Source organism: Streptomyces sp. YIM 121038, assembly GCF_006088715.1.
In the GTDB taxonomy this organism is placed as follows: Bacteria; Actinomycetota; Actinomycetes; order Streptomycetales; family Streptomycetaceae; genus Streptomyces.
The window spans coordinates 5,106,022-5,124,335 of sequence record NZ_CP030771.1 but is presented as its reverse complement, the minus strand read 5'-3'; the positions used below and the strand labels follow the sequence as shown (position 1 = coordinate 5,124,335).

The window sequence follows — 18,314 nt, the reverse complement described above, 5'->3', positions numbered from 1 at the left end:
GCGCTCAGGGGTTGCCTCTTATTACCGACGGGTAGCATCATTTAAGACCACAAGCTACTTACTGGTACGCCTACGAGGTCCCCGCCTCCCAAGCCATTACGGAGCCGTCGCCATGGGGCACTACAAGTCGAATCTCCGCGACATCGAGTTCAACCTCTTCGAGGTCCTCGGCCGCGACAAGCTGTACGGCACCGGCCCGTTCGCGGAGATGGACGTCGAGACCGCCAAGAGCGTCCTCAGCGAGCTCGCCCGCCTCGCGGAGAACGAGCTGGCCGCTTCCTTCGAGGACGCCGACCGCAACCCTCCGGTCTTCGACCCGGAGACCAACACCGCCCCCGTCCCGGCCTCCTTCAAGAAGAGCTACCAGGCCTTCATGGACTCCGAGTACTGGCGCCTCGGCCTGCCCGAGGAGATCGGCGGCACCACCTCGCCCCGCTCCCTGATCTGGGCGTACGCGGAGCTGCTCCTCGGCTCGAACCCGGCGATCTGGATGTACTCCTCGGGCCCGGCGTTCGCCGGGATCCTCTTCGAGGAGGGCAATGACGTCCAGAAGAAGATCGCCGAGATCGCCGTCGAGAAGCAGTGGGGCTCGACGATGGTCCTCACCGAGCCGGACGCCGGTTCGGACGTAGGCGCGGGCCGCACCAAGGCCGTGCAGCAGGAGGACGGCTCCTGGCACATCGAGGGCGTGAAGCGCTTCATCACGTCCGGCGAGCACGACATGTCGGAGAACATCCTCCACTACGTCCTCGCCCGCCCCGAGGGCGCGGGCCCCGGCACCAAGGGCCTGTCCCTCTTCCTCGTCCCGAAGTACGAGTTCGACTTCGAGACGGGCGAGCTCGGCGCCCGCAACGGCGTGTACGCGACGAACGTCGAGCACAAGATGGGCCTCAAGGCGTCCAACACCTGCGAGATGACGTTCGGCGACCAGCACCCCGCCAAGGGCTGGCTGATCGGCGACAAGCACGACGGCATCCGCCAGATGTTCCGCATCATCGAGTTCGCCCGCATGATGGTCGGCACGAAGGCGATCTCCACCCTCTCCACGGGCTACCTCAACGCCCTGGAGTACGCCAAGGAGCGCGTCCAGGGCCCCGACCTCGCCCAGTTCATGGACAAGAGCGCGCCCAAGGTGACGATCACCCACCACCCGGACGTGCGCCGCTCCCTCATGACGCAGAAGGCGTACGCGGAGGGCATGCGCGCCCTGGTCCTGCACACCGCCGCCGTCCAGGACGAGATCGCGGTCAAGGAGGCGACGGGCGAGGACGCCACCGCCCTGCACGCGCTCAACGACCTGCTGCTCCCCATCGTCAAGGGCTACGGCTCCGAGAAGGCCTACGAGCAGCTGGCCCAGTCGCTCCAGACCTTCGGCGGCTCGGGTTATCTGCAGGAGTACCCGATCGAGCAGTACATCCGCGACGCCAAGATCGACACTCTCTACGAGGGCACGACCGCGATCCAGGGCCAGGACTTCTTCTTCCGGAAGATCGTCCGCAACCAGGGCGCCGCGCTCAACGGCCTCGCCGAGGACATCAAGAAGTTCCTCGCCGTCGGCACCGGGGGCGAGGAGCTCGCCGGGGCCCGCGAGGAGCTGGCCAAGGCCGCCGTCGAGCTGGAGGCCATGGTCGGCGTCATGCTGACCGACCTCGCCGCCACCGAGCAGGACGTGAAGTCGATCTACAAGGTCGGGCTCAACACCACCCGCCTGCTGCTCGCCTCCGGTGACGTGGTCGTGGGCTATCTGCTGCTCCGCGGTGCCGCCGTGGCCGCCGAGAAGCTGCCGACCGCGGCCTCGAAGGACGTGCCCTTCTACCAGGGCAAGATCGCCGCGGCCAGGTTCTTCGCGGCGAACGTCCTGCCGGGCGTCGCCACCCAGCGCGCCCTCGCCGAGGGCGTCGGCCTCGACCTGATGGAGCTCGACGAGGCCGCGTTCTAGGCCCCGCCGAAGCTCTGGTGGCCCGCTCCCGTCCGGGGGCGGGCCACCGGTGTCGGGCGACACCCGCCACAGCGGGCCAAGGGGACGGGACCAGGGGCACCACCGCGACCGGAGGCCCCGCACAGGGCCCGAGGGCCTGGTTAGGCTGAGCGGCATGCGCACACGCCCCCGCTTCGATCGCGGTCACACCGACGACCTGATGTCCTTCCTCGCGGCCAGCCCGTCGCCGTACCACGCCGTGGCGAGCGCCGCGGAGCGGCTGGAGAAAGCGGGCTTCCGGCAGGTCGAGGAGACCGACGCCTGGGACGCCTCGAGCGGCGGCAAGTACGTGCTGCGCGGCGGCGCGATCATCGCCTGGTTCGTGCCGGAGGGCGCACGTGCCCACACCCCGTTCCGCATCGTCGGCGCGCACACCGACTCCCCGAACCTGCGGGTGAAGCCGCTGCCGGACGCCGGTGCCCACGGCTGGCGCCAGGTGGCCGTCGAGATCTACGGCGGGCCGCTGCTCAACTCCTGGCTGGACCGCGACCTCGGCCTCGCGGGCCGCCTCACCCTGCGCGACGGCTCCACCCGCCTGGTCAATGTGGACCGCCCGCTGCTCCGCGTGCCCCAACTGGCCATCCACATGGACCGTTCGGTGCCCACCGAGGGCCTCAAGCTGGACAAGCAGAAGCACATGCAGCCCATCTGGGGCCTGGGCGACGACGTGCGCGAGGGCGACCTGATCCGCTTCGTGGAGGAGGAGTGCGACCTCGCCCCCGGCGAGGTGACCGGCTGGGACCTGATGACCCACTCCGTCGAGGCGCCCGCGTATCTGGGCCGCGACCGCGAGCTGCTCGCGGGCCCGCGCATGGACAACCTCCTGTCCGTGCACGCCGGTACGGCCGCGCTCGCCGCCGTGGCCACCGCCTCCGGCGCCGACGCGCTGCCGTACGTCCCGGTGCTCGCCGCCTTCGACCACGAGGAGAACGGCTCGCAGTCCGACACCGGCGCCGACGGTCCGCTGCTCGGCGGCGTCCTGGAGCGCTCGGTGTTCGCCCGCGGCGGCTCGTACGAGGACAAGGCCCGCGCCTTCGCGGGCACGGTCTGTCTGTCGTCCGACACCGGGCACGCCGTGCACCCCAACTACGCGGAGCGGCACGACCCGACGCACCACCCGCGCGCCAACCGGGGCCCGATCCTGAAGGTGAACGTCAACAACCGCTACGCCACCGACGGCGCGGGCCGCGCGGTGTTCGCCGCCGCGTGCGAGAAGGCGGGCGTGCCGTTCCAGTCGTTCGTCTCCAACAACGCGATGCCCTGCGGCACGACCATCGGCCCCATCACGGCGGCGCGGCACGGCATCAAGACGGTCGACATCGGCGTCGCGATCCTGTCCATGCACAGCGTGCGCGAGCTGTGCGGCGTCGACGACCCGCCCATGCTGGCGGACGCGCTGCGGGCGTTCCTCGAAGGCTGACCCCTTTCGGGCCGTCCCTGCGCGCGGGAGGCGGAAACATCCCGTTTGCGGGTACTCATGGGCGCATGAGGCTTCTCGTGCGCGACCGTCTGTTCGGCATCGGTGACGACTACTGGATCGAGGACGACCGGGGCCGCAAGGTCTTCCTCGTCGACGGCAAGGCCATGCGGCTGCGGGACACCTTCGAGCTGAAGGATCCGCAGGGGCGGGTGCTCATCGACATCCACGCCAAGATGCTCGCCCTGCGCGACACGATGGTGATCGAGCGCGAGGGCGAGCCGCTGGCCAGGATCAAGCGCAAGCGGCTCTCGCTGCTGCGCAACCACTACCGCGTGGAGCTGGCCGACGGCAGCACCGTGCTCGACGTCAGCGGCAAGATCTTCGACCGCGAGTTCGCGATCGAGTACGAGGGGGAGCTGCTCGCGGACGTCTCCCGCCGCTGGTTCAGCGTGCGGGACACCTACGGCCTCCACATCACCCGCGACGACGCGGACCCGGCCCTCCTGGTGGCCATCACGGTCTGCGTCATCCGCCTCGCGGAAAAGGAACACGGCGAGGACTAGCCCCCCCCGCCGTCTCCGCTGTGGGCAATCGTCCCGCAGGGCGAGTGGGGCATCCCCTGCTCGAGCGGAGCCGAGAGCTTGGGGAAGGGTGGGCACAGCACCGAGGCGCCGCTCAGCCGTCGAAGCAAAGGCGCGGCCCAGGCACGGCCCAGCGGTCAAAGCCGGGGCTCGGCCACGCCCAGCCGCCGGTCCTTCAGCGCCGGGAACTGCTCCCGGACCTCCGCGACCTTGGCAAGGTCGAGATCCACGGTGAGGACCTCCGCCCCGGAGGGCCCCGCCTCCGCGAGCACCTCGCCCCAGGGGTCGACCACCACGCTCGCCCCCGCCTGCGGCACCCCCGCGTGCGCCCCCGCGGTCCCGCACGCGAGCACGATCACCTGGTCCTCCACCGCCCGCGCCCGCGCGAACAGCGACCAGTGCGCGCGCCGCCGCGCGGGCCACCCCGCGGGCACCACGAAGACCTCGGCCCCCGCGTCCACGAGCCCCCGGAAGAGCTCGGGAAAGCGCAGGTCGTAGCAGGTGGCGAGGCCGAGCACCGCCTCGGGCGTCCGGACGGTGACCAGCTCGCGGCCCGCGCCCATCAGCACGGCCTCGCCCTTGTCGAAGCCGAAGCGGTGGATCTTTCGATAGGCGCCGGCGAGCTCACCGGCGGGCGAGAAGACGAGGGAGGTGTTGTAGAGGGCCCCCTCGCCCGCGGCGCCGCCGTCGGACGCGGCGCGCTCGGGGACGGAGCCCGCGTGCAGCCACACGCCCGCGTCGCGCGCGGCCTCGGCCATCGCCTCGTACGTCGGACCCTCCAGCGGTTCCGCCTCCGTGGCGAACGCCTCGTACCCGAAGGCCCCGGTGGTCCACAGCTCGGGCAGGACGATCAGATCGGGGCTCTCCCGCTCGGCCACCTCGCGCACCAGCGAAGAGACCCGCAGCCGCCGGGACTTGACTGATTCGTCATCCTCTACGGCGATCTGGAGGAGAGAGGCGCGCACAGTACCACCGTCCTGGCATTCGAACCGTCAAGTAGGCCTACGATCGTCACACGAAAGCACTGCCGGGGTGCCCACGGGCAGCGTAACTTAAAGCCCCAAGACACCCACCGCCCGCGTACGACCGCCGAGGGGTCCCGTGAGTCTCCATCCCAGCCTGCAAACCTACGCCGATGCCTGGGCCCACGCCGTGGAAGCGATATCCGAGCTGGTGACCCCGCTCGCCGAGGGCGAGTGGAACCAGCCAACCCCGTGCCCGGGCTGGTCCGTGCGGGACATCGTCTCGCACGTCATCGGCCTGGACTGCGAGATGCTCGGCGATCCGCGCCCGATCCACACGCTGCCGCGCGACCTGTACCACGTGAAGACCGAGGGCCAGCGGTACATGGAGATGCAGGTGGACGTCCGCCGCCACCACACGGCACCGGAGATGACCTCCGAGCTGGAGTACACGATCATCCGCCGCAACCGGCAGATCCGGAACGAGTCGCGCGCCCCGGAGACCATGGTGCGCGGCCCCCTCGGCACCGAGCAGAGCCTCGAACTCGCCATGCGGATCCGGGCCTTCGACGTGTGGGTGCACGAGCAGGACCTGCGGGTCACGCTGGGCAGGCCGGGAAACCTCGACTCGCCGGGCGCGTACGTCGCCCGCGATCTGATGCTGTACGGCCTCGCGAAGGTCGTCGCCAAGAAGGCGGGCGCCCCCGCGAACTCCGCCGTCGTCGTGGACGTGAGCGGGCCCGTGGAGTTCCTGCGCACGGTGCGCGTGGACGCGGAGGGCAGGGGCACCGTCGACAACACCCCCTCGCTGGGCCCGCTCGTCACCATCGCCACCGACTGGGAGACGTACGCGCGTCTCGCCTGCGGGCGCGTGGCGCACACGGCGGTCCGCGACCGCGTGAAGGTCGAGGGCGACCAGGAGCTGGGCGAGGCGATCCTGGGGGACTTCTCCGTCACCCCGTGACCCGGCCGCACACAGGCGCCTCCCCACGACGCGGCCCCGGGGAGGGGGCGAGCCCCCTCCCACCGCCTCACGCCGCGGGCACGTGCACCGTCTCCACCCGGCTCGCGACGAGCCGCTCGCGCTCCCGCCGCGCCGCGCGCCCCCGCAGCCGCAGGATCTGGCTCACCCCGAGCGCCTGAAGCACGAAGACCGAGGAGAACGCGATCCGGTAGTCGTCGCCCGTGGCGTCGAGGAGGACGCCGACCGCGAGCAGCGTGGTCATGGACGCCACGAAGCCGCCCATGTTGGTGATGCCCGAGGCCGTGCCCTGGCGCTCCGGCGGGTTCGCCGGGCGCGCGAAGTCGAAACCGATCATCGAGGCGGGGCCGCACGCCCCGAGCACCACGCACAACACCACCAGCAGCCACAGCGGCGCGTGGTCGCCGGGGTACGCGAGGACACCGGCCCAGACCACCGCGGTAGCTCCCACCGTGCCGAGCGCCAGCGGCAGCCGCGCCGCGTGGTGCCGGGCCACGATCTGGCCGAAGACCAGGCCGACCGCCATGTTCGACAGGACGACGAGGGTCAGCAGGTCGCCCGCCGCGCCCCGGCTGAGGCCCTGCGCCTCGACCAGGAACGGCAGGCCCCACAGCAGCAGGAACACCATCGCCGGGAACTGCGTGGTGAAGTGCACCCACAGGCCGAGCCGGGTGCCGGGCTCCCGCCAGGACCGCGCGATCTGCTCGCGCACGAAGCCGGGCCCGGCCGCGTCCCTGGCGGCCCGCGGCGGCGGCTCGTGGCCCTCGGGGTGGTCCTTCAGGAACAGCGCCATGAGGACGAGGACGACGACTCCGGCGAGCGCGCTGCCCGCGAACGCCCGGGTCCAGCCGATGTCGTGCAGGAGCCGGGCCAGGACGAGCGTGGAGACCAGGTTGCCCGCCATGCCCACCAGGCCCGCGAGCTGCGCGACCAGGGGCCCGCGCCGGGCCGGGAACCAGCGGGTGCCGAGCCGGAGCACGCTGATGAACGTCATCGCGTCGCCGCAGCCGAGCAGCGCGCGGGCGGCGAGCGCCGTCCCGTACGAGGGCGCGAGCGCGAAGCCGAGCTGCCCCGCGGTGAACAGGACCGCGCCGAGCGTGAGGACCTTCTTCGTGCCGAGCCGGTCGACCATCAGGCCGACGGGTATCTGCATGCCCGCGTACACGAGGAGCTGGAGGATGGAGAACGTCGACAGGGCCGACGCGTTGACGTGGAAGCGGTCGGCGGCGTCCAGGCCCGCGACGCCGAGCGACGTACGGAAGGTGACGGCGACGAAGTAGACGGCGACGCCGACGGACCACACGAAGACGGCCCGCCGTCCGCCCGGCGGATCCCCGGGCAGCCGCCCGGCCCTGGTGGCGGAGGCGCTCATCGCGTGGCCCCCCGGGCCAGGTTCTGGAACCAGCCGACGTGCCGGGTGACGACCGCCACCGCGGCGTCCGCGTCCTCGGCCGTCAGCGCGGCCAGGATCTCCTCGTGCTCGGCCAGGGTCTTGGCGATCCGGTCGGGGTGGGAGTGCATCACCGCGACGCCCATCCGCAGCTGGCGGTCGCGCAGCTGGTCGTACAGGCGCGCCAGGATCTCGTTGCCGCCGCTGCGGACGATCGTGGCGTGGAAGCAGCGGTCCGTGGTGGCCGCCCCCGCGAGGTCGCCCGCCGTCGCCTGCGCCCGCTGCTTCTCGAGGAGTTCGGCGAGCCGGTCGAGCAGGCCCGGCGGCGCGGGCACCGCCTTGCGCACCGCGTGGGTCTCCACCAGGAGCCGGGTCTCGACGACGTCCGCGATCTCCTGCGCGGAGACGGGCAGGACGAGCGCGCCCTTCTTCGGGTAGAGCCGGAGCAGCCCCTCCACCTCCAGCTTCAGGAGCGCCTCGCGCACCGGTGTGCGGGACACCCCCACGGCCTCGGCCAGCTCGCCCTCGGTCAGGAGCGTGCCGCCCTCGTAGTGCCGCTCCAGGACGGCCCGCTTCACGTGCGCGTAGACGCGCTCGGCGGCGGGGGGCTGTTTCCCGGGCGAGGCAGCGGCCGTGACGGGGCCGGACGTGACGGGGGCGGGGGGAGCGGCAGGCGCGGTCGGCATGCGCACAGCATAGATACAACAGGTATCCGATGGATCTTGCGTCCACGATCCGGACGCGGCACCCGCACGCCCCGTCCCGCCCCGTCCAAACGCGGCACTCGTACGTACGTGACCATGCGACAACTTTCGGGTCACTTTTTCCGTCGTCCGTGCATCCTTCACGCGCCGTCGCGAGTCTTGTCCGTGGCGGCTCCCCCATGTCGTCTGTACTTCAGGGGGATTCGGGGCGCGGGCCGCCCAACTTACGCATCAGGGACAATGGAGCGTTTACTTTGAGAATTCGGACAACAGGCATGCGCCGGGCCTCGGCCGCCGCCGTCATCACGGCCGGCGCCGTCATGACGACGACGGTCATCACGGTCCCCGCCGCGCACGCCGCCGCGCCGCCCAAGCCGTCGATCTCGGCCAAGGGCGGCTTCCTCATGAACAGCGGCACGGGCAAGACGCTGTTCACGAAGGGCGCCGACACCCGCCTCAAGACGGGGTCCACCACCAAGATCGCGACCGCGCTCACGGTGCTGAACCAGCCGGGGCTGAACCTGAACCGCAAGGTCAAGTACCAGAAGGCGTACAGCGACTACATCGTCCGCAACGGCGCCTCCTCGGCCAAGGGCCTGATCGTCGGCGACACCGCCACGGTCCGCGAGCTGCTCTACGGCCTGATGCTGCCGTCCGGCTGCGACGCCGCCTACGCCCTCGCCGACACCTACGGCAAGGGCTCCTCGCGCGCCGCCCGCGTGAAGTCCTTCATCGGCAAGATGAACAAGACCGCGCGCGACCTGGGCCTGCGCAACACGCACTTCGACTCGTTCGACGGCATAAGCAATGGCGCGAACTACTCCTCGCCGCGCGACCTCACCAAGCTGACGGTCAAGGCGATGAAGAACTCGCTCTTCCGCACCGTCGTGAAGACCAAGGGCTACAAGGCCAAGCCCAAGATGCCCAACGGCGGCACCCGTGGGATGCCGGTCTGGGGCAACACCAACCAGCTGCTCGGCACCTACCGCGGTGCCATCGGCGTGAAGACGGGCTCCGGCGCCCAGGCCAAGTTCAACCTGGTCTTCGCCGCGACCCGCAACGGCAAGACGGTCGTCGGCACCGTCCTGACCGCGCCGACGAAGGAAGCCCGTTACAAGGACGCCAAGAAGATCATGGACTACGGCTTCCGCGTCGCGTAACTCCCGCCGTCACAGGGGAAAGGGGGCCCGCCGCACACCGCGGCGGGCCCCCTTCTCCCGTATGTGCGCGCTTACGCCCAGGTCATCAGCCGCTTGGGCTGCTCCAGGATCGCCGCCACGTCGCCGAGCACCTTCGAGCCCAGCTCCCCGTCCACCAGGCGGTGGTCGAAGGAGAGGCCGAGGGTGGTCACCTGGCGCGGCTTCACCTTGCCCTTGTGGACCCACGGCTGGAGCTTGATCGCGCCGACCGCGAGGATCGCGGACTCCCCGGGGTTCAGGATGGGCGTGCCCGTGTCGATGCCGAAGACGCCGATGTTCGTGATCGTCACCGTGCCGCCCTGCATCGCGCCGGGCGACGTCCTGCCCTCGCGGGCCGTGGACACCAGCTCGCCGAGCGAGGCGGCCAGTTCGGGCAGGGTCTGGGCGTGCGCGTCCTTGATGTTCGGCACGATCAGACCGCGCGGGGTCGCCGCGGCGATGCCCAGGTTCACATAGTGCTTCTGGACGATCTCCTGGTTCGCCTCGTCCCAGGCGGCGTTCACCCCCGGGTTGCGGCGGATCGCCACCAGGAGCGCCTTGGAGATCAGCAGGAGCGGGTTGACCCGCAGGCCCTCGAAGGCCCGGTCCTGCTTCAGCTCCTCGACGAGCTTCATCGTGCGCGTCACGTCCACCGTCACGAACTCCGTGACGTGCGGCGCCGTGAACGCCGAGCTGACCATCGCCTGCGCGGTCGCCTTGCGGACGCCCTTGACCGGGATGCGGGTCTCCCGCGCGTCCCCGGCCACCACCGCTACGGGCTCCTGGACCCCCGCGGCCGCGGGGGCCGCGGGCGCGGGCGCCGGGGCCACCGCCGCGTGCACGTCCTCGCGGGTGATGACGCCGTCCGGGCCCGTCGGCGTGACCGTGGCGAGGTCCACGCCCAGGTCCTTGGCGAGCTTGCGCACCGGCGGCTTGGCCAGCGGCCGGGCACCGGCGGGCGCGGGAGCCGCCGCCTCCGGAGCGGGCGGCGGCGCGCTGTGGCCGTTCAGCTCGGCCTGGACGGCGGCCGCGGCGGGCGAGGGATCGGCCTGGCCCGGAACCTGCTTGCGGGCGCGGCGCTTGGTGGAGGACTCCGCGACGCCGTACCCGACGAGGACCGGCTGGCGCCCCGAGGGGGCCGCGGGCTCCGCCGACGGCGCGGGCTCCGGCGCCGCGGCGGGCGCGGGCGCCGCGCCCCCGGACACGTCCACGGTGATGATCACCTGGCCGACGTCCACGGTCGTGCCCTCGGCGAACCGGAGCTCACGGACCGTGCCGTCGAACGGGATCGGCAGCTCCACGGCCGCCTTGGCCGTCTCCACCTCGCACACGACCTGGCCGTCGGTGACGGTGTCGCCCGCGGCCACGTACCACTTGAGGATCTCCGCCTCGGTGAGTCCCTCGCCCACGTCGGGCATCTTGAACTCGCGGACGGCCGACGTGGTGTCAGTCATTGTCGTCACGACCCCTTCCCTCAGTACGCAAGCGAGCGGTCGACGGCGTCGAGCACCCGGTCGAGGCCCGGCAGATAGTCCTCTTCCACCCGCGCGGGCGGATACGGGGAGTGGAAGCCGCCGACCCGCAGGACGGGCGCCTCCAGGTGGTAGAAGCAGCGCTCGGTGACGCGCGCGGCGATCTCCGCGCCCGAGCCGAAGAACACCGGCGCCTCGTGCACGACGATCAGCCGGCCGGTCTTCTCGACCGAGGCCTGCACCGTGTCGAAGTCGATCGGCGAGACGGAGCGCAGGTCGACGACCTCCAGGGACTTGCCCTCCTCGGCCGCGGCCGCGGCCGCCTCCAGACAGGTGCGCACCATCGGGCCGTACGCCACGAGCGTCGCGTCCGTGCCCTCGCGGACCACGCTCGCCCCGTGCAGCGGGTCCGGGATGGACTCGGTGTTGACCTCGCCCTTCTCCCAGTAGCGCCGCTTCGGCTCGAAGTAGATGACCGGGTCGTCGCTCTGGATGGCCTGCTGGAGCATCCAGTACGCGTCCGACGAGTTCGAGGGAGAGACCACCTTCAGGCCCGCGACGTGCGCGAACAGCGCCTCGGGGGACTCGCTGTGGTGCTCGACGGCGCCGATGCCGCCGCCGTAGGGAATGCGGATGACGACCGGCACCTTGACCTTGCCGAGCGACCGCGCGTGCATCTTCGCGAGCTGCGTGACGATCTGGTCGTACGCGGGGAAGACGAAGCCGTCGAACTGGATCTCCACGACCGGCCGGTAGCCGCGCAGGGCCAGGCCGATCGCGGTGCCGACGATGCCGGACTCGGCGAGCGGCGTGTCGATGACGCGGTCCTCGCCGAAGTCCTTCTGCAGCCCGTCCGTGACCCGGAAGACGCCGCCGAGCTTGCCGACGTCCTCACCCATCACGAGGACCTTGGGGTCGGCCTCCAGGGCCGTGCGCAGGGATTCGTTGATCGCCTTGGCGACCGGCAACTTCTTCACGGCCATGGCTACTTGACCTCTCCGCCGGTGACGGCGTCCGCAGGGGCGTCCGCGAACGACGCTTGGTAGGCGGCGAAATCGGCCCGCTCCTCGTCCACGAGAGCGTGCCCGTCCGCGTAGATGTTCTCAAAGATCGACATCGGCTCGGGGTCGGGCATGGACCGCACCACGTCCCGCACCCGCTTGCCCAACGTCTCGCTCTCCGCGTCGAGTTCCGCGAAGAACGCCTCGTCCGCGTGGCCCCCGGCCTCCAGATACGCCCGCAGCCGCTTGATCGGGTCCTTGGCCTCCCACGCCTCGCGCTCCTCGTCGCGGCGGTAGCGCGTCGGGTCGTCGGAGGTGGTGTGCGCGCCCATGCGGTACGTGAACGCCTCGACGAGGGAGGGGCCCTCGCCGGTGCGCGCCCGCTCCAGGGCCCACTTGGAGACCGCGAGGCAGGCGAGGACGTCGTTGCCGTCGACGCGCACGCCCGGGAAGCCGTAGCCCTGCGCGCGCTGGTACAGCGGTACGCGGCTCTGCTTCTCGGTCGGCTCGGAGATCGCCCACTGGTTGTTCTGGCAGAAGAACACCACGGGGGCGTTGTAGACCGCCGCGAACGTGAAGGCCTCCGCCACGTCGCCCTGGCTGGTGGCGCCGTCGCCGAGGTACGCGACCACCGCGCTGTCCGCGTCGTCCTTGGCCACGCCCATCGCGTAGCCCGTCGCGTGCAGCGTCTGGGAGCCGATCACGATGGTGTACAGGTGGAAGTTGTTGCTGTTGGGGTCCCAGCCGCCGTGGTTCACGCCGCGGAACATGCCGAGCAGCAGCGTCGGGTCGACGCCACGGCACCAGGCGACGCCGTGCTCGCGGTAGGTGGGGAAGACGTAGTCGTCGTCGCGGGTCGCGCGCCCCGAGCCGACCTGGGCCGCCTCCTGGCCGAGCAGCGAGGGCCACAGGCCCAGCTCGCCCTGGCGCTGGAGCGTGACGGCCTCGGCGTCGAAGCGGCGGGTCATCACCATGTCCCGGTACAGCGCGCGCAGGTCCTCGGGGGTCACGTCCGCCACGTACTTGTCGTACGCGGGGTTCTCGACCCGCTCGCCCTCGGGCGTCAGCAGCTGGACGAGCTCGGGCTGCGTGCCCGGGCCCGTGGCCTTCTCGGCACTCGCGCTCTTCTTCGCGCCTGCGCTCTTCTTCGCGCCGGCACTGGTGCGCTTGGCGCCGCTGCCTGTGCCTGCGCGGCGCGGCGTACGCGCGGCGGTGCTTTCCACGGTCACGTGTGCTCCTCCGTCGGTCCGGCCCCCGGGGTCCACCGGCAGGCCAGTACGGCTCGCCCGATTCCAGCCCGTCGCACGGGGTGGGTGCGGCTCAGCGGGATTAGGCGTGACAGTCGTCCCGGCGAGCGCCCTTCTCCAAGCACGTTACCCAGTGCGTACCGAAACTGTGAAACCCCGTCTGACCTGCAATTTTGCTTGGATTTCCAAGTAAAGGCCCACTAGGAAATCCAACTAAACCGAGAAGCCGGGAAACACTCGCTGGTCACGCCACTGATCACAGCCTGGCAGGGGGCCGGAACACCGGCACGTTATCCCGGCCACCCCGGGCACGGGAAGAGTTGATGTGTGACACTGGCACCGTGCGCGAACAAGGAAAAATCACGGTATTCCTGCTCGATGATCACGAGGTCGTGCGTCGCGGAGTCCATGAGCTCCTCTCGGTGGAGTCCGACATCGAGGTGGTCGGAGAGGCGGGCACGGCCGCCGACGCCTTGGTGCGCATTCCGGCCACGCGTCCGGATGTGGCGGTGCTCGACGTCCGCCTTCCCGACGGCAGCGGAGTCGAGGTCTGCCGTGAGATCCGTTCGCAGGACGACTCCATCAAATGCCTGATGCTCACTTCCTTCGCGGACGACGAGGCCCTCTTCGACGCGATCATGGCCGGTGCCTCCGGATATGTCCTGAAGGCCATCCGCGGCAATGAACTCCTGTCCGCCGTGCGGGACGTCGCCGCCGGGAAGTCCCTGCTCGACCCGGTCGCCACGGCCCGCGTCCTGGAGCGCCTGCGCGACGGCAGCGGCGCCAAGGGCGACGACCGCCTGGCCAACCTCACCGAGCAGGAGCGCAAGATCCTCGACCTGATCGGCGAGGGACTCACCAACCGCGCCATCGGCGAGCGCCTCCACCTCGCCGAGAAGACGATCAAGAACTACGTCTCCAGCCTGCTGTCCAAGCTCGGCATGGAGCGCCGCTCGCAGGCGGCGGCGTACGTGGCGCGGATGCAGGCCGAGCGCCTTCGCTGAGCGCTTCGCGGGATGTGCCGCACCATGCGGGCACCGTTGTCGCTGTCGCGCCCTCGCGGTGGAGCCGCACACAGACACAGCCCCGTGCCCCTTCCGGCGCTCCCGGACCGCAGCGGGCCCGGGCCCTCGGGACTTACGTCCCTTGGTTACGGGGCGGGGGGCTCTTCTCCCGCCCCGCGCGCGTGCGGGACGGTAGGAACCATGCCCTCCGACTCCGACCAGCAGCTCGCCTTCGCCCTGCTCCGGCGCACCGACTACGGCCGGGTCGCGACCAGCATGCGCGCCCTGCCCTTCCTCGCGGCGGCCCGCCACATCGTGACCGACGGGCACGTCCTGCTGCGCATGCACCGGGGCTTCGGGTACCACGACGCGTGCGTCGGGAGCGTCGTCGCGTACGGCGCGGACAACCTGGGCACGGCGGCGGCCGCCGAGGGCCAGTGGACGGTCCAGCTCGTCGGGCTCTGCGAGGCCGTGCGCCCCACCACGGCGGAGCTCGCGCGCTTCGGCGCACCCCCGCGCTTCGTGGACGGCGAGCCGTACGACGCGGTGTACCTGCGCATAGCCCCGCAGAAGGCCGTGGTCCACACGCTGAGCCCCGCCGGTACCTCTGTGGACGGCTGGTCCGCCCACCGGGTGGCCAGGGCCCGGGGCTGAGCCCGGGGACCCCGGAGGATCACTCGGAGTCGCCGCGGAGGATCACTCGGAGTCGCCGCGGAGGATCACTCGGAGTCGGAGCCCTCGCCGCCCTCCGTACCGCCGTCGTTCCCGCCGTCGTCCGGCGGCGAGACCGGGTCGGACGGCTCGGTGGGCGGATCCGAGGGATCGGTGGGCGGGTCCGTCGGATCGGTCGGCGGATCCGTGGGCTCCGTCGGCGGATTCGTCGGTTCCGTGGGCTTCGTCGTCGGCTGGGTCTGCTGATGCGTCGGCCGGGTCGACTGCTGGGGGTAGTCGTTCTGCCCCCCGGTGCCGTCGCCACCGGGCTGCGTGTTGTTGTCGGCCGTCTCGTCGTCGTCCGCGCTCTTGCTCGGCTTCTTCTCCTGCGACTGCTTCGTCGAGGGCGTCTTGGAGGGGCCGTCGTCCTTCTTGTCGCCGCCGCCGTTCCCGGACAGCGCGAACGCGACGCCCACCGCGACCGCGATCACCGCGAGCACGGCCAGGATCCACACCTTGCCCGCGCGGCCCCGCCCGCCACCGTCGCGGTGCCCGCCGTCGAAGCCGCCGTCGTCGCCGCCCGGCGGCCGCAGCATGGGGCTCGGGATCTGCTGGGTACCGCTGTCCCCGGGGTGCGGCATCGCGGTGGTGCCGCCGACGCCCATCGCCGGGGTGTGCGCGCCCTCGTGCCCGTGCACGGCCGTCACCGGGCCGGTGTTCCAGGTCCCCGTGTGGCTGCCCTGCTCGGCGAGCATCTGGAGCCCGTACTGGATCAGACCGCGCATCTCCTCGGCGGTCTGGAAGCGGTCGTCGGGGTCCTTGGCGAGGGACCGCATGACGAGCCCGTCGAGCTCCGGCGGCGCCGCGTCGGACACCTCGGACGGCGGTACGGGCGTGTCCTGGACGTGCTGGTAGACCACGGACAGCGGCGTCTCACCGGTGAACGGCGGCCGCAGCGCGAGCAGTTCGTACAGCAGACAGCCCGTCGCGTACAGGTCGGACCGGTGGTCGACGGCCTTGCCGAGCGCCTGCTCGGGCGACAGGTACTGGGGCGTGCCCATGACCATGCCGGTCTGCGTCATCGTCGTGGACGCGCCGTGCAGGGCGCGCGCGATGCCGAAGTCCATCACCTTCACCGCGCCGGTGTTGGTGATGGAGACGTTCGCGGGCTTGATGTCGCGGTGCACGATGCCGTGCTGGTGCGAGTAGGCGAGCGCCTCCAGGACGCCCGACACGATGATCAGCGCCTGCTCGGGCCCGGGCGCCTCCGCGTTGATCAGCAGATCGCGGATGGTGCGGCCCTCGACCAGCTCCATCACGATGTACGGGACGGAGTTCCCGCCGATGAAGTCCTCGCCGGAGTCGTAGACCCCGACGACCGCGTGGTGGTTCAGACCGGCGACCGACTGCGCCTCGCGCGTGAAGCGGGCCTTGGACACCGGGTCCTCGGCGAGGTCGGCGCGCAGCAGTTTGACCGCGACCGTACGTCCCAGACGCACGTCCTCCGCGGCGAACACCTCGGCCATGCCACCACGGCCGAGCCGGTGGGTCAGCCGGTACCTACCGTCTCCGACCAGGCCACCGTTCCCCCACATCTCGGGCACGTCTGACATACCGCCGCCAGTCGCCTCGGGGTCGGACGGGCCCTGAGCGCGCTGCGTCTGTGCCATCAGTCCTCGCCGTCGTTCTGATCGTGGTCCGCCCGTGGAGGGCGTGCACCGGATACGTGATAGGAGCGGTACGGGGTACTCCGCCGTGCCACGCTACAGCCTCCGCGCGGCATGCCGGTCCGAGAAGGACCGGCCATCAAACCCGCCGAGGGCTCCCCGAGGCAAACTTGTAACGCTTCCGAGACTCTTCTTGCGCGTACGGTCACGGAACGGGCACCGAGCTTGACGTGGCATCCCCCTCGGGCAGACTTGGCCAGGAATAGCGGATCGATCACCGTCTTCTCGACGTCATCGGTCGCAACCCATAGCCACAGTCACAACCGCGGCGCCGTCTCGCGTCCGCGCCGATGGGGGACGCACGACATGAGCCAGGACGGCGCTCAGGGCCGGTACGCGGGCAGTTCACTGGCCGGCGGCCGCTATCAGCTGCGCGATCTGCTCGGCGAGGGCGGCATGGCCTCGGTGCACCTCGCTTACGACACGGTGCTCGACCGACAGGTCGCGATCAAGACACTCCACACCGAGCTCGGCCGTGAGCAGTCCTTCCGCGAGCGCTTCCGGCGCGAGGCCCAGTCCGTGGCCAAGCTCACGCACACGAACATCGTGTCGGTCTTCGACACCGGCGAGGACGACCTTGGCGGGGCGGCCATGCCGTACATCGTCATGGAGTACGTGGAGGGCAAGCCGCTCGGCTCCGTCCTGGACGCCGCGATCCGCCAGCAGGGCGCGATGCCCACCGACCAGGCGCTGAAGATCACCGCCGATGTGCTCGCGGCCCTGGAGATCAGCCACGAGATGGGCCTGGTCCACCGCGACATCAAGCCCGGCAACGTGATGATGACGAAGCGGAACGTCGTCAAGGTCATGGACTTCGGCATCGCCCGCGCCATGCAGTCTGGCGTCACCTCCATGACCCAGACCGGCATGGTCGTCGGCACCCCGCAGTACCTGTCGCCCGAGCAGGCCCTCGGCCGCGGCGTCGACGCCCGCTCCGACCTGTACTCGGTCGGCATCATGCTGTTCCAGCTCGTGACCGGGCGCCTCCCCTTCGAGGCGGACTCGCCGCTCGCCATCGCGTACGCGCACGTCCAGGAGGAGCCGGTCGCCCCGTCCTCCGTCAACCGCTCGCTGCCCCCGGCCGTCGACGCCCTCGTCGCCCGCGCGCTCAAGAAGAACCCGAACGAGCGCTTCCCGACCGCCGAGGCGATGCGCGACGAGTGCCTGCGCGTCGCGCAGTCCTTCCAGGCGGCGGCCCCCAGCATCGTCCCGGGCGCCCGGACCGCGAGCGGCGCGGGCGTCGGCTCCGCCGTCTTCCCGCCGGTCGACTCGACGAACCCGCAGGCTCCGGGCAGCGTCCAGACGCCGTACCAGCCGGGCCCCTACGGCCCCGCGACCCCGGCCGCCCCCACCCCGCAGCCCGGGTACGGCTACCCGCAGCAGGGCTTCCCGACCCCCGCGCCCACCAACGCGTACGCCCCGGCCCCGCAGGCGGCCCAGACCCCGCCCCCGTACTCCCTGTCGCCGCAGCCCGCCACGGCGGCGCCGGCCGGTGGGCGGGGCGGCTCGGGCGGCGGCAAGCGGACCATGCCGGTCGTCATCGGCTCGATCGTCGTCGCCCTCCTCGCCATCGGCGGCGTGATCACCGCGATCTCCCTGAACGGCGACAGCGACGACGGCGGCGGCTCCAAGGAGTCGAAGAAGCCGGTCGCCGGGCACCGCGGCCCGGACCGCACGAAAACCATCGAGAAGACCGAGTGCACCGAGCCGGACACGGCGTACAACGACCCGGACAAGATCAAGCTGCCCGACTTCAGCTACAAGGACTGGCGCTCGGTCCTCTCCTGTCTCCAGGCCGCCGGGTGGAACTACGACAAGCAGAAGCTCGACGAGAACACGTACGGCGAGGACACCGTCATGGGGCAGATCCCCAAGGCGGGCTCCGACGTCGACCCGAAGGACGTGGAGATCACCTTCCAGATCTCGACGGGCGACCCCTCGTAGCGCCTGCCCGGCCCTCGCGGGGTCAGCCGGTGGGCCCGGAAGTTTTTCCGCGCCCCGGTCACATTCCCTCCTC

The 18,314-nt window shown here is 71.1% G+C and carries 15 protein-coding genes; 8 read left to right on the top strand and 7 right to left on the bottom strand.

Going from position 1 to position 18,314, the window contains the following annotated elements:
• The first annotated feature begins 112 nt into the window (after positions 1-112).
• From C9F11_RS21820 to C9F11_RS21810, 3 genes are all read left to right on the top strand, one after another.
• Positions 113-1,939 (top strand): acyl-CoA dehydrogenase, encoded by a 1,827-nt coding sequence (locus tag C9F11_RS21820; protein ID WP_138960858.1) that lies wholly within the window; start codon positions 113-115, stop codon positions 1,937-1,939.
• Between the two features lie 154 nt (positions 1,940-2,093).
• Positions 2,094-3,398, top strand: a complete 1,305-nt coding sequence (locus C9F11_RS21815) for a M18 family aminopeptidase (RefSeq protein WP_138960857.1) — start codon at positions 2,094-2,096, stop codon at positions 3,396-3,398.
• Positions 3,399-3,463: 65 nt separating this feature from the next.
• A complete protein-coding gene (locus C9F11_RS21810; RefSeq protein ID WP_138960856.1) occupies positions 3,464-3,961 on the top strand; it encodes an LURP-one-related family protein in 498 nt (165 codons plus the stop codon).
• Positions 3,962-4,116: 155 nt separating this feature from the next.
• On the opposite strand, the gene C9F11_RS21805 is transcribed toward C9F11_RS21810, so the two are convergent.
• Positions 4,117-4,944: a carbon-nitrogen family hydrolase gene (locus tag C9F11_RS21805; RefSeq protein WP_138960855.1), complete on the bottom strand. Its 828-nt coding sequence runs from the start codon at positions 4,942-4,944 to the stop codon at positions 4,117-4,119.
• Positions 4,945-5,080: 136 nt separating this feature from the next.
• Between C9F11_RS21805 and C9F11_RS21800 the strand changes: the two genes are divergently transcribed.
• Positions 5,081-5,905 (top strand): maleylpyruvate isomerase family mycothiol-dependent enzyme, encoded by an 825-nt coding sequence (locus C9F11_RS21800; RefSeq protein WP_138960854.1) that lies wholly within the window; start codon positions 5,081-5,083, stop codon positions 5,903-5,905.
• Positions 5,906-5,972: 67 nt separating this feature from the next.
• On the opposite strand, the gene C9F11_RS21795 is transcribed toward C9F11_RS21800, so the two are convergent.
• Both C9F11_RS21795 and C9F11_RS21790 read right to left on the bottom strand, forming a co-directional pair.
• Complete coding sequence (locus tag C9F11_RS21795) at positions 5,973-7,295, bottom strand: MFS transporter (RefSeq protein WP_138960853.1); 1,323 nt, start codon at positions 7,293-7,295, stop codon at positions 5,973-5,975.
• Positions 7,292-7,999, bottom strand: coding sequence for a GntR family transcriptional regulator (locus C9F11_RS21790; protein ID WP_138960852.1), 708 nt, complete (start codon positions 7,997-7,999; stop codon positions 7,292-7,294). The genes C9F11_RS21795 and C9F11_RS21790 overlap by 4 nt, the downstream gene beginning before the upstream one ends.
• Positions 8,000-8,292: 293 nt before the next feature.
• On the opposite strand from C9F11_RS21790, the gene C9F11_RS21785 reads away from it, so the two are divergent.
• Positions 8,293-9,177: a serine hydrolase gene (locus C9F11_RS21785; protein ID WP_138960851.1), complete on the top strand. Its 885-nt coding sequence runs from the start codon at positions 8,293-8,295 to the stop codon at positions 9,175-9,177.
• A gap of 71 nt (positions 9,178-9,248) precedes the next feature.
• Here the strand turns inward: C9F11_RS21785 and C9F11_RS21780 are convergent, their stop codons facing one another.
• From C9F11_RS21780 to pdhA, 3 genes are read right to left on the bottom strand one after another with little or no spacing between them, the layout of a single operon-like run.
• A complete protein-coding gene (locus tag C9F11_RS21780; protein ID WP_138960850.1) occupies positions 9,249-10,658 on the bottom strand; it encodes a dihydrolipoamide acetyltransferase family protein in 1,410 nt (469 codons plus the stop codon).
• Between the two features lie 11 nt (positions 10,659-10,669).
• A complete protein-coding gene (locus C9F11_RS21775) occupies positions 10,670-11,650 on the bottom strand; it encodes an alpha-ketoacid dehydrogenase subunit beta (protein ID WP_138960849.1) in 981 nt (326 codons plus the stop codon).
• A gap of 2 nt (positions 11,651-11,652) precedes the next feature.
• The gene (gene pdhA / locus C9F11_RS21770) at positions 11,653-12,897 is read right to left on the bottom strand and encodes a pyruvate dehydrogenase (acetyl-transferring) E1 component subunit alpha (RefSeq protein ID WP_138960848.1); all 1,245 of its coding nucleotides are present in this window, start codon (positions 12,895-12,897) and stop codon (positions 11,653-11,655) included.
• A gap of 359 nt (positions 12,898-13,256) precedes the next feature.
• On the opposite strand from pdhA, the gene C9F11_RS21765 reads away from it, so the two are divergent.
• Both C9F11_RS21765 and C9F11_RS21760 read left to right on the top strand, forming a co-directional pair.
• Positions 13,257-13,919, top strand: coding sequence for a response regulator transcription factor (locus C9F11_RS21765; RefSeq protein ID WP_138960847.1), 663 nt, complete (start codon positions 13,257-13,259; stop codon positions 13,917-13,919).
• A 201-nt stretch (positions 13,920-14,120) separates the two neighbouring features.
• Positions 14,121-14,573 carry a pyridoxamine 5'-phosphate oxidase family protein gene (locus C9F11_RS21760; RefSeq protein ID WP_138960846.1) on the top strand — a complete coding sequence of 151 codons (453 nt, stop codon included), beginning with the start codon at positions 14,121-14,123 and terminating at the stop codon, positions 14,571-14,573.
• Positions 14,574-14,638: 65 nt separating this feature from the next.
• Here C9F11_RS21760 and C9F11_RS21755 read toward each other — a convergent pair whose 3' ends face one another.
• Positions 14,639-16,240, bottom strand: a complete 1,602-nt coding sequence (locus C9F11_RS21755) for a protein kinase (protein WP_138960845.1) — start codon at positions 16,238-16,240, stop codon at positions 14,639-14,641.
• Between the two features lie 363 nt (positions 16,241-16,603).
• Here C9F11_RS21755 and C9F11_RS21750 point away from each other — a divergent pair, with 363 nt between their 5' ends.
• Positions 16,604-18,241, top strand: coding sequence for a protein kinase (locus tag C9F11_RS21750; RefSeq protein WP_138960844.1), 1,638 nt, complete (start codon positions 16,604-16,606; stop codon positions 18,239-18,241).
• Positions 18,242-18,314: the final 73 nt, after the last annotated feature.